The sequence below is a fragment of the Rhizobium sp. WSM1274 genome, assembly GCF_025200775.1.
GTDB classification, from domain to species: domain Bacteria; phylum Pseudomonadota; class Alphaproteobacteria; order Rhizobiales; family Rhizobiaceae; genus Rhizobium; species Rhizobium leguminosarum_I.
On record NZ_CP104142.1, the window covers coordinates 81,718 to 93,422 of the forward strand.

10 protein-coding genes and 1 riboswitch are annotated in these 11,705 nt (G+C 60.4%); of the genes, 5 read left to right on the forward strand and 5 right to left on the reverse strand.

The window, feature by feature from the left end; all coding sequences use genetic code 11:
* Positions 1 to 10: 10 nt before the first annotated feature.
* Both N2600_RS33580 and N2600_RS33585 read right to left on the reverse strand, forming a co-directional pair.
* Entirely contained in the window at positions 11 to 1,084 is a 1,074-nt protein-coding gene (locus N2600_RS33580; protein ID WP_026154686.1) for a putative urea ABC transporter substrate-binding protein, read from the reverse strand.
* A gap of 75 nt (positions 1,085 to 1,159) precedes the next feature.
* Positions 1,160 to 1,268, reverse strand: a riboswitch (guanidine-I (ykkC/yxkD leader).
* A gap of 213 nt (positions 1,269 to 1,481) precedes the next feature.
* Positions 1,482 to 2,399: a helix-turn-helix domain-containing protein gene (locus tag N2600_RS33585; RefSeq protein ID WP_020486320.1), complete on the reverse strand. Its 918-nt coding sequence runs from the start codon at positions 2,397 to 2,399 to the stop codon at positions 1,482 to 1,484.
* An 84-nt stretch (positions 2,400 to 2,483) separates the two neighbouring features.
* Here N2600_RS33585 and N2600_RS33590 point away from each other — a divergent pair, with 84 nt between their 5' ends.
* The 5 genes from N2600_RS33590 to N2600_RS33610 all read left to right on the forward strand — a co-directional run bounded on the left by N2600_RS33590 (position 2,484) and on the right by N2600_RS33610 (position 8,674).
* The gene (locus N2600_RS33590) at positions 2,484 to 3,758 is read left to right on the forward strand and encodes an extracellular solute-binding protein (RefSeq protein ID WP_017969250.1); all 1,275 of its coding nucleotides are present in this window, start codon (positions 2,484 to 2,486) and stop codon (positions 3,756 to 3,758) included.
* Between the two features lie 83 nt (positions 3,759 to 3,841).
* Positions 3,842 to 4,702, forward strand: coding sequence for a carbohydrate ABC transporter permease (locus N2600_RS33595; protein WP_017969249.1), 861 nt, complete (start codon positions 3,842 to 3,844; stop codon positions 4,700 to 4,702).
* A complete protein-coding gene (locus N2600_RS33600; RefSeq protein ID WP_011649800.1) occupies positions 4,699 to 5,535 on the forward strand; it encodes a carbohydrate ABC transporter permease in 837 nt (278 codons plus the stop codon). Before N2600_RS33595 ends, N2600_RS33600 begins: the two co-directional genes overlap by 4 nt.
* A gap of 13 nt (positions 5,536 to 5,548) precedes the next feature.
* Positions 5,549 to 6,631 (forward strand): ABC transporter ATP-binding protein, encoded by a 1,083-nt coding sequence (locus N2600_RS33605; RefSeq protein WP_017969248.1) that lies wholly within the window; start codon positions 5,549 to 5,551, stop codon positions 6,629 to 6,631.
* Between the two features lie 39 nt (positions 6,632 to 6,670).
* A complete protein-coding gene (locus tag N2600_RS33610; protein ID WP_017969247.1) occupies positions 6,671 to 8,674 on the forward strand; it encodes an aldo/keto reductase in 2,004 nt (667 codons plus the stop codon).
* Between the two features lie 41 nt (positions 8,675 to 8,715).
* On the opposite strand, the gene cydX is transcribed toward N2600_RS33610, so the two are convergent.
* From cydX to N2600_RS33625, 3 genes are all read right to left on the reverse strand, one after another.
* Positions 8,716 to 8,838, reverse strand: coding sequence for a cytochrome bd-I oxidase subunit CydX (gene cydX, locus N2600_RS33615; RefSeq protein WP_017969246.1), 123 nt, complete (start codon positions 8,836 to 8,838; stop codon positions 8,716 to 8,718).
* A gap of 99 nt (positions 8,839 to 8,937) precedes the next feature.
* On the reverse strand, positions 8,938 to 10,092 hold the full coding sequence (gene cydB / locus N2600_RS33620) for a cytochrome d ubiquinol oxidase subunit II (protein ID WP_260299914.1): 1,155 nt from the start codon (positions 10,090 to 10,092) through the stop codon (positions 8,938 to 8,940).
* A gap of 6 nt (positions 10,093 to 10,098) precedes the next feature.
* Positions 10,099 to 11,679, reverse strand: coding sequence for a cytochrome ubiquinol oxidase subunit I (locus N2600_RS33625; protein WP_260299915.1), 1,581 nt, complete (start codon positions 11,677 to 11,679; stop codon positions 10,099 to 10,101).
* Between the last annotated feature and the right edge of the window lie 26 nt (positions 11,680 to 11,705).

The following is an 11,705-nucleotide window of genomic DNA, read 5'->3' on the forward strand; positions in this document are numbered from 1 at the left end:
TTGAGATCGCTCAGAGCGAACCGCCGGCGGCTGCCTTCATGTAGGTCGCGGTGAAACGCAGTTTGACGTTGCCGCTGTCGCCGAGGATCTTGCCATCCGGCATTTCGATGCCGATGACGTCGGCCGACGGCGCGCCGTTACCCAGCAAGCCCTTCTCGAACAGGAAGTTACGAACGAGATCCATGGTCTTCGGCAGGCTGCCCGAGGCTGTAAAAGCGACTGCATCGGCCGGCTTGGCAAACAGCTTGGTGGCGGCGAGCTGGGATTCGAAGCCCTTGAGATCGGTGCCCGATGCCTGGCCCATCGCCTCGCGTGCGGCCTTGCCGTCGGCGCTGTCGGCGGTCAGCAGTGCCGCGGTTTCATACCAGATGCCGGCGAGCGCCTTGCCGAAATTCGGATTGTCCTTCAGCACGCCTGAATTGGCGACCATCAGGTCGATGATTTCGCCCGGCACCTGCGAGCTGTCGAAGACCTTCTTGGCCGTGGGATCCTCGAGAATGGTCGAGACCAGCGGGTTCCAGGTGACGACAGCGGTCACGTCAGCCGTTTTGTAGGCGGCGACCATATCGGCGTCGGACGTGTTGACCACCTTGACGTCACGCTCGGTCAGCTTGATGCTTTCGAGCGCGCGGGCAAGCAGATAATGCGAGACGGAAAATTCGACGAGATTGACGTTCTGGCCCTTGATGTCGGCAAGGCTCGTCTTGTCCTTGAGGATGACGGCATCGTTGCCGTTCGAGAAGTCGCCGACAATAACAGCTGTCGTATCGACGCCGCCAGCAGCCGGGATTGACAGGCCGTCCATGTTGGTGAGGGTCACGGCGTCGAAGACGCCGGCCGTATACTGGTTCATCGATTCGACATAGTCGTTGAACTGGGTGACTTCGATCTTGATGCCGTATTTGTCGGCCCATTTCTTGACGATGCCGTGATCGGCGGCGTAGCCCCAGGGCATCCAGCCGACATAGATCGACCAGGCGACCTTGAAATCGGTTTTCTGTTCGGCCTTGGCGATGGAGCCGAGTCCCAGCGCCAGGGAAGCCGTCAGTGCGGTAATCGATAGAATCTTCGAAAAAGTCTGCATTGAAATTCCCCTTTTGCTTTTCTTCAAAAAGGGATCGGCAATGACCATCGTGCCGCCAATCCCTTGGCTTACGAGGTCTCCCGGGCTTTTGTCCCGCCGTGCACCCGGCGGGATGTCTCCCCTGCCGGTGGCAGCTCTCGGACCAGCCACGCCTTGCGACGCCGGAACCCTAGCCACCAACTCTGCAAATGTCGAAGCAAAGGGTGTGCCAGTATTATAAAGCATTGATTTCATTGGGAATGCGATGGCATCAATTCTCTCGGAGATGCATAGTGCATGCACTTGCACATAAAATGTGCGCATTCTGCCGCCAGCTTAGGCGTTGGTTCTTTTTTGCCCAAGTGAAAAACAAGTCGCAGGCAGACGCACAGAACGCCGAATTGCGGCTGGCCCTGAGCTAGTTGCGGAAGGCGCCGGCGGGCATCGTCGTCACCAGCCGGATATCGCGGCGGAAATTCGACGGCGACATGCCGGCGATGTGGCGGAAGGACTTATTGAAGGCGCTGATCGAGCCGAAGCCGCTGTCCATCGCCACCTGCAGCACATTTGCGCCCTCGCTCATCAGCATCGCCTGGGCGCGCGACAGCCGCAGCAGTGTCACATATTTGCTGAGCGTCATGCCGGTCGATCGTTTGAACAGGTTCATCGCATATTTCGGATGCAAGTCGGCGGCACGCGCGATGTCGACGGAATCGATGTCGTGCAGGAAATTGGCGGCGATAAAATCGCACATGCGAGCCACGCTGCGCGAGGAATGCGGATGCGGGTGATCCCCTTCGAGATTGACGGTTGCCTGCGACGTCATCGAATAGGGTTCGAGCGCGATGCGCTCGATGCGCAGCAGCAGCTCGTCGACGGCGTGCTGGGCCTTGGCGGGGTCGCCTGAGTTGGCATAGCGGAACCAGCGGGTGAAGTTCTCGTTGTCGGCGGCGTCTGTTGCCGATGTCAGCAGCGTCTCGCCCTTCATCAGCCGGCTGGAAACGCTGATCGGCAGGCGCAGCCGGAAGAAATAGACGAGCGGCAGATGGGCGCCGGCATAGAGCGAATCGTCTGAGGATTCATCCATCTGATGCGGCTGGCCACCCCAGAAAAGGCACATTTCGCCGGCGTTCAACCGGAATTCATGGTCGCTCATGCGGTAATGAACGGTGCCGCGAATCACGTAGTTGACCTCGACCTGCGCGTGCCAGTGCGGCATGGCCATAACAGGCGGATGAGCGTGAAATATTTGCAGCGCCGTCGGCAATCCCTCGATGCTGCTTGCGCCGGGCTGATAGATTGCACGCGTACCGATCTTACTTTCCGCCAAATCCATGTTCCCTTTTTAGGAGACAGCCGCTCCCTTGCAGATAGTTTAACCGCGTTCGTAAGATCGGCAATTGAAAAGGGAGGATTTTCAATGCGCTTCAAACTTCTCGCTGCGACCGCAGCGGTCGCAGTGCTTGCTTCCGGCTCCGCATTCGCGCAGTCGGCCAATCTCACCATCTGGAGCTGGAATGTCGCTGCATCGGCATTGAAGTCCACGCTTCCAGGCTTCAACAAGCAGTTTCCCGATATCAAGATCAGCGTCGAGGACCTCGGCAACAGCCAGGTCTTCGACAAGACGCTGGCAGCGTGTGCTGCCGGCGGCGACGGCTTGCCCGACATCGTCAGCATCGAGAATTTCGAGGCTGAAATCTTCTGGAGCCGTTTCCCGGATTGCTTCGCCAATCTGAAGGAACTCGGCTACACGGCCGATATCCAGGCGAAGTTCCCTGACTTCAAGCGCACCGAGCTCGAGGTCGGCGATGTCGCTTACGCCATGCCGTGGGATTCCGGCCCCGTCGCCGTCTTCTACCGCCGCGATCTCTATGAAAAGGCCGGCGTCGATCCGAGCACGATCAGCACCTGGGACGATTTCATCGCTGCCGGCAAGAAGATTTCCGCCGCCAATCCCGGCGTCGTCATGGCCCAGGCCGACTTCAACGGCGACAGCGAATGGTTCCGCATGATCGCCAATGAACAGGGCTGCGGCTATTACTCGACCGACGGCCAGAATATCACCATCAACCAGCCGGCCTGCGTCGCCTCGCTGCAAAAGGTGAAGGAAATGAAGGATGCCGGCACGCTGACGGCAGCAAACTGGGACGAAAAGATCCAGGCCAATACCGCCGGCAAGGCCGCAAGCCAGCTGTATGGCGGCTGGTATGAGGGCACCGTGCGCTCGACCTCTCCCGATCTTAAGGGCAAGTGGGGCGTCTACAGAATGCCGAGCCTGACGGCCGATGGCCCGCATGCGGCCAATCTCGGCGGTTCGTCGCTCGCCATTTCGGCGACCTCCGCGAATAAGGAAGCCGCCTGGAAATTCGTCAACTACGCCCTCGGCACAGATGAGGGCCAGATCACCATGCTGAAGGAATTCGGTCTGGTCCCGTCACTGCTATCGGCTGAGAAGGATCCATTCGTCAACGAGCCGCAGCCCTATTGGGGCGGCCAGAAGGTCTGGGCGGATATTCTGGCGACACTGCCAAAGATCGTGCCGAGCCGCGGCACCGCCTTCCAGAGCGATGCCGAAGCCATCTTCAAGGCAACGCAGACGAAGTTCTTCGCTGGCGGCTATCCCGATGCGAAGGCGGCTCTCGACGATGCCGCCAAGCAGATTGCTTCGGCGACCGGTCTTCCGATCGCGCAATGAATGACGATGCCGGGCGCTTCAGGCGTCCGGTTTCCCCCCGGTTTGCAAAGCGGCCGGTCATTCGTTCGTGAGGAGGAGGCTTGATGCCGTTCAGAACCCGGAGCGCCTATGCGTTCCTCGCCCCCTATCTGCTGGTCTTTGCCACCTTCTGGGTCTGGCCGATTATCAATTCGTTCCTGATTTCGTTTCAGAACACGCGAATCAATCCGTGGAAATTCAGTTTCCAGGCCAATTGGGGCCGGCTCTTCTATGACCCGGCTTTCTACAACGCTCTCTACAATACGCTGATCATCCTGGTGATCCAGGTGCCTGTGATGATCGCGCTTGCGACAGTCATGGCCGTGCTGCTCAATTCGCCGCTGCTGAAAGCGCGGCCGCTCTTCCGCTTCGCCTTCTTTGCGCCTGTCGTGGTCGGCGAGGTCGCCTATGCTGCCGTCTTCCGGCTGATGTTCAGCCTCGATTTCGGCATCATCAACAAGCTGATCTCGGCTGTCGGTCTCAGCCCGATCTCCTGGTTCGACAATGCAAATGCCGCCATGGCCCTGATCATCCTCGCCGTCACATGGCGCTGGGCCGGCTACAACGCCATCATCATCCTCGCCGGTCTGCAGTCGATTCCCGACGATGTCTATGAGGCGGCGACGCTCGACCGGGTGAGCAAGGTCCAGCAGTTCTTCCACATCACCCTGCCGCTCCTCAAACCGATCATCCTCTTCTGCGTGGTGCTCTCGGTGATCGGCACCATGCAGCTGTTCGCCGAGCCCTTCCTGATCACCAATCGCGGCGGTCCTGGCGGCGGCACCGAGACGCTCGGGCTGCTGCTTTATCGCCAGGGCTTCACCTCGCTGAACTTCGGCTATGCCTCGGCGATCGCCTATACGATGGCCGCCCTTGCCGTGGCGATCTCGCTTTTCAATCTCTGGGTCGGGAGGGATCCGAAATGAAATCCAAATCGCAATCCCTTCTGCTGCGCCAGATCGCGTTGCATGCCGCACTGGCGCCGCTGGCGCTGATCTGGCTGTTTCCGCTCTGGATGATGTTCGTGTTTTCGACCATGCCCGACAACGGCATCTTCAGTCCTGACATCGTGCTCTGGCCGTCGACCAACTTCGTCGAGAATTTCAAAAACCTGCAGGCCGATACCGATTTCATCGGCGCGATGGTGATCTCCATCGGCGTGGCGCTCATCTATACAGTGCTCTCGGTGCTGCTGACCTCGATGGCGGGCTGGGCGCTGGCGCGTTACCGTTTCGTCGGCCGCTCCGTCGTGATCGCCATCATCCTCGGCACAATCACGCTTCCGTTTTCGGTGGTCGTCATCCCACAATTCATCATGGTGGCGCGCGAATTCAAGCTGGCAAACACCTGGGTGGCGCTGATCGTGCCACCGCTGTTCAATTCGCTCGGCGTGCTGTTCATGCGGCAATCCTTCTCGATGATGCCGGGCGAGCTCTTCGATGCGGCCCGGGTTGAGGGCGTCAAGGAATGGCAGATCTTCCTGCGCATCGCCCTGCCCTTAGCGCGTCCGACCATGGCCGCATTGGCGATCATTCTCTTTCTGCATTCGTGGAACAATTACCTCTGGCCGCTGCTGATCAATTCCAGACCGGGAATGATGACGGCGCCGGTGGCGTTGGGAACGCTGATCGGCCTCACCAAGGTCTCCTGGGGCGGCATCATGGCTGGCGCGGTACTGCTGACGGCGCCCATCCTCGTCATCTTCGTGGCTCTTCAGCGCCATTTCATCGCCGGCATCGCGGCCGGCGCAATTAAATAATCGGGGAGGCCGCATGGCAGAGCTTTCACTTACCAACATCGTCAAGCGCTTCGGCGGCTTTGAGATCATTCACGGCGCCAATCTGGAGGTGAAGGACGGCGAATTCGTCGTCTTCGTCGGCCCCTCCGGCTGCGGCAAGTCCACGCTGCTCAGGATGATCGCCGGCCTCGAGGACATTACATCAGGCGAGCTTCAGATCGGCGGCAGGGTCGTCAACGACGTCGAGCCGGCCGACCGCGGCATCGCCATGGTCTTCCAGTCCTATGCGCTCTATCCGCACCTGACGGTCGAGGAAAATTTGAGCTTCGGCCTGCGTATGAACGGCAATCCGAAAGCCGACACCGAGCGGCGCGTGCGCCACGTCGCCGAGATCCTGCAGATCACCGAACTGATGAAGCGGCGGCCGAAGCAGCTTTCGGGCGGTCAGCGCCAGCGTGTCGCGATCGGTCGCGCCATCGTCCGCGAACCCCAGGTCTTTCTGTTCGACGAACCTTTGTCGAACCTCGATGCGGAACTGCGTGTGCAGATGCGCGTCGAAATCTCCAGGCTGCACAAGAAGCTCGGGACGACGATGATCTACGTCACCCACGACCAGACGGAAGCGATGACGCTCGCCGACAGGATCGTCGTGCTGCGCGCCGGCAATATCGAGCAGATCGGCGCGCCGCTCGACCTCTATGACGATCCCGCCAATCAGTTCGTCGCCGGCTTCGTCGGCTCGCCGAAGATGAATTTCCTCAAGGCCGTGGTGGTTGAGACGCAGCCTGGCCGGGCGGTGATTGCGTTGGAAAGCGATGCCAATACGCGCCTGACGCTGCCGGTCGCCGATCCCATCGAAGCCGGCGCAAAGGTGACGCTCGGCATCCGTCCCGAACATTTCGTCGATGCGGGCGCCGGCGATACCGACCTCACCGTCACCATCGACGTCGCCGAACATCTTGGCAATACCAGCTACATCTACGCCACCATCGGCCCCGAGCAACTGATCATCGAGCGGCCGGAATCGCGCGTCGCCGGCAATCGCGAAACGCTGACAGTCGGCCTTCCCGCAAGCCGCACATTCCTTTTCGACGGCGCCGGCAAGCGGCTTCGCTAAACTGAAATCCCAGGACAGAAAGACGAAAGAGGATTTTGCATGACTTCAGATCAACCGATCCGCTGGGGCATTATCGGCCCCGGCACCATCGCCCGCACCTTTGCCGACGGCGTCGCCCATTCTCGTACGGGGAAGCTGGTAGCGATCGCTACCCGAAATCCGGCAAAGCCGGGCCTTGCCGAAGGTTTCCCCGGCGCCCGCATCGTCGATGGTTATGAGGCGCTGCTCTCCGATAAGGAGATCGATGCGATCTATATCGCCGTCCCTCACACCGGCCACGCCGAATGGGCGATCAAGGCGGCACGCGCCGGCAAGCACATACTGGTGGAAAAGCCGATCGCGCTCTCGGCTTATGATGCCGAAGCCGTTTACTACGAGGCAAAAAAAGCCGGCGTCTTTGCCGGCGAGGCCTTCATGTACCGCGTGCATCCGCAGACGCAAAAGCTGGTCGAACTCGTCAAAAGCGGCGTCGTCGGCACCATTCGGATCATCCGCTCGAGCTTCGGCTTCAATATGGGCAGCTACAAGCCGGAACACCGGCTTTTCGCCAACGATACCGCCGGCGGCGGTATTCTCGATGTCGGCGGTTATCCGGTCTCGATGGCCAGACTGATATCAGGCGCCGCAGAGGGCAAGGCCTTCCTGGAACCGGAGAAAGTTTCGGGCGTCGCCCATCTCGGAGAGAGCGGCGTCGATGAATGGGCATCTGCCGTGCTCAAATTCCCGAACGAGATCATCGCCGAAGTCTCCTGCTCGATCATGGCGCAGCAGGACAATGTTCTGCGCATCATCGGCTCGGAAGGCCGGATCGAGGTCCAGGACTTCTGGTTCGCCTCCGGCCACAAGGGCGGCGTCGGCAAGATCGAGATCTTCAAGGGCGGCAGCCGAGAAACCGTCGAACTGAGGGAGGATCGCTGGCTCTATTCCTTCGAGGCGGACGCGGCCGGCGACGCCATCCGTGCCGGCAAGACAGAATTCAGCTCTCCTGGCATGAGCTGGGCAGATTCGATCGGAAACTTGCGTGTACTCGACCAGTGGCGAGCCTCGGTCGGCCTCGAATACGGCGTGGAAAAAGCCAGCAAGCGCACGGCAAACATTGCCGGCGGCACGGTCGCGCGCGGCAACAGCATTCCGCAGCGTCAAATTCCTGGCATTTCCAAGCCGGCCTCGGTCGTGACGCTCGGCTTCGAGTTCTTCCCGAATTTTGCCTCCGCCTCGCTGACGCTCGACGCCTTCTATGAGGCCGGCGGCAATGCTTTCGACACGGCCTATGTCTATGGCGGCGGCAAGACGGAGGCGATCTTCGGCGACTGGCACACAAGCCGCAAGGTGCCGCGCGAGGAGATCGTGCTGATCGGCAAGGGCGCGCATTCGCCGCTCTGCTATCCCGATATGATCGCAAAGCAGCTCGACCAGTCGCTTTCCCGGCTGAAGACCGACTATGTCGACATCTATTTCATGCATCGCGACAATACCGACGTTCCCGTCGGCGAGTTCGTCGATGCCATGGATGCCGAGGTCAAGCGCGGACGCATCCGCGGCATATTCGGCGGCTCGAACTGGACGCGGGCCCGCTTCGACGAAGCGATCGCCTATGCCGAAAAGACTGGCAAGGCGGCGCCGGCAGCGCTTTCTAACAACTTCTCGCTCGCCGAGATGCTCGATCCGATCTGGGCCGGCTGCGTTGCCGCTTCTGATGACGACTGGAAGAAATGGCTGAACGAGAAGCAGATCCCTAACTTTGCCTGGTCGAGCCAGGGCCGCGGCTTCTTTACCGACCGCGCCGGCCGCGACAAGCGAGATGACGAGGAGATCGTCCGGGTCTGGTATTCCGAGCGCAACTTCGGACGCCGCGACCGCGCCATCGAGCTTGCCAACAAGCTCGGCCGCAATCCGATCCATATCGCGCTCGCCTATGTGATTGCCCAGCCTTTCCCAGTCATTCCGCTGATCGGCCCACGTACCGTCGCCGAACTGGAAGACAGTCTATCGGCGCTCGACATCAAGCTGACGCCCGATCAGGTGAAGTGGCTGGAAGGCTGACGCAACACGAAAGGGCGCGGTTTGAGCCGCGCCCCTGGATTCTACTTGCGCAGCTCGGAAGCTTTCTTCCTGGACGCGTCGTCCATCAGCTCATACCACATGGCGTTGAGGACGGCGAAGGCGGCGGCCAGCGGCAGGCCGAGGATCCATGCGAAATACCACATCGTTTCATCTCCCTCAGAGCAATTCCAGGAAAACTGCGAAGCGGTTTTCCGTCCGGAATTGCGTAAAAACAAAGGTTAGAGCGGTTCTGCCGAACCGCGCTAGTATGCGTGGCTATTTTTATCGGTGACGGACTTCTCATCGACCTTGCCCCACAGAACCTTGTAGACCCAGGCTGTGTAGGCGAAGATAATCGGCAGGAAGATCACCGTCACTACAAGCATGATGAACAGCGTCATGTGGCTGGAGGATGCATCCCAGACCGTCAGGCTCGATCGCGGATCGAGCGAGGAGGGCAGGATGAATGGGAACATCGACAGCCCGACCGTCGAAATGATCCCAAAGATCGCCAGTTTGCTGAAGAGCAGCGTCATGATCTCGCGCCTTGCACGCAAGGCAGTGAAGGCCAGTGCCGCGCCGACGAAGCCGAGGACGGGCGCGACGATCATCCACGCATGGGTGGCATAATTGGTAAGCCATGCGCCTTTCTCCAGCGCCACAGTCTTCAGCAGCGGATTGGACGGGCCGATCGGACTGATATCGCTGGTGATGCGATAGCCACCGACGCCGATCCACAGGAAGAGGCCGCCGAGTGCGAAAAGCACGATAACGGCAAGGGCGGCGATGCTGCCATAGCTTCTGGCACGCTCGGCGACCGGGCCACTCGACTTCAGCACCAGCCAGGCCGCACCATGCATCGTCAGCATGGCCAGGGAAAGCAGTCCACAGAGGAGCGCATAAGGGTTGAGCAGGGCGAAAAACGAACCTTCGTAGAAGATCCGCATATCGTCGGCAAAGCGGAAAGGCACGCCCTGCAGCACATTGCCGACGGCAACGCCGAAGATCAGCGACGGCACGAAGCCGCCGACGAAGAGTGCCCAGTCCCAGCCATTACGCCAATTGGCGCTTTCCCGCTTAGACCGATATTTGAAACCGACCGGGCGCAGGATGAGCGCGAACAGGATCGCGAACATCGCCAGATAGAAGCCCGAGAAGGAGATCGCATAAAGCGGCGGCCAGGCGGCGAAGATGGCGCCGCCGCCGAGGATCAGCCAGACCTGGTTGCCTTCCCAGGTGGCGCCGATGGTGTTGATCGCCACGCGCCGTTCCGGATCGGTCCGGGCAACGAAAGGCAGCAGCGTGCCGACGCCGAGATCGAAACCGCCTGTCGTCGCAAAGGCGATCAGCAATACGCCGAGCAGCAGCCACCAGATGAGACGCAGGGTTTCATAGTCGATGAGTTCGTGAAGGATCATGGCAGGTCACTCCGCGGCCGGGACGAGGGTTTCGGAAATCAGAACCGCTTCCGGCTCGTCGTCCGGCTCCGGCCCTTGCTTGATCGCCTTGATCATCAGGCCCATCTCGATGACGATCAGCGTCGTATAGAGTGCCGCAAAACCGATGATGGTCAGAAGCACGGTGCCGGCGCCGAGGCTGGAGACGGCGGCGGCTGTCGGCAGAACGCCTTCGATCACCCAGGGCTGGCGGCCAAACTCGGCGACGACCCAGCCGAGTTCGATGGCGACCCAGGGCAGGGGGATCGCCAGCACGGCAATCCTCAGAAGCAGCGGATATTTGTCGAGATGGCGGCGCGCCGACAGCCAGAAGAAGGTGGCGGTCAAGAGGATGAAGAAGATACCGAGGCCAACCATGATGCGGAAGGACCAGAAGAGCGTCGGCACGTGCGGGATGGTATCACGTGCGGCTTGAACGATCTGCTCGTCGGTCGCCTGGCGCGGATCGTCGACGTAACGCTTCAGCAAAAGAGCGTAACCGAGATCGTGGCCGAGATCCTCGAAGGAGCTGCGCACTTCCTGCGCAACCTGGTCCTGTGCCGGTGCCGAACGGATCTGCAGCAGCGCGTCGTAAGCCTTGATGCCGTCCCGAATGCGGGTTTCTGCCTGCTGTTCGAGCTTGTCGATGCCGGGGATTTCGGTCGTCAGCGAGCGCGTGCCGATCAGGCCCATGACCCAGGGAATGTGCACGGCAAAATGCGTTTCGCGCGCCTCCTGGTCGGGGAAGCCAAAGGCGGTGAAGGCCGCCGGCGCCGGTTCCGTCTTCCACATGCCCTCGATTGCCGCGAGCTTCATCTTCTGGTTCTCGGTCGCGAGATAACCGCTCTCGTCGCCAAGCACGACAACTGATAGTGCCGATGCGAGACCGAAGGAGGCGGCGACCGTCATCGAGCGCTTGGCAAGTTCGATATGCCGGCCTTTGAGGATATACCAGGCAGAAACGCCGAGCACGAAGATCGAGGCGCAGACGTAACCTGCCGATACCGTATGGACGAATTTCGCCTGGGCAACCGGGTTGAAGACCACGTCGAAGAAGCTTGTGATCTCCATGCGCATCGTCTGCGGATTGAGCGCCGAGCCGACGGGATTCTGCATCCAGCCATTGGCGATCAGGATCCAGAGCGCGGAAAAGTTCGAGCCGAGCGCCACCGCCCAGGTGGCGACCAGGTGCCCGACCTTCGACAGTTTGTTCCAGCCGAAGAAGAACAGCCCGACGAAGGTCGCCTCGAGGAAGAAGGCCATCAGGCCTTCGATCGCCAGCGGCGCGCCAAAGATGTCGCCGACATAATAGCTGTAATAGCTCCAGTTCATGCCGAACTGGAATTCCATGACGATGCCGGTGGCGACACCGATCACGAAATTGATGCCGAACAGCGTGCCCCAGAATTTCGTCATCTGCCGCCAGATCTGGCGGCCGGTCATGACATAAACGGTTTCCATGATCGCCAGGAGCACGGACAGGCCGAGCGTCAAGGGCACGAACAGAAAGTGGTAGAGCGCCGTCAGCGCAAATTGGAAGCGCGAAAGCGCTACGATATCTAGTTCCATTGTCTTTCTCCCACGGTCCCACGGGA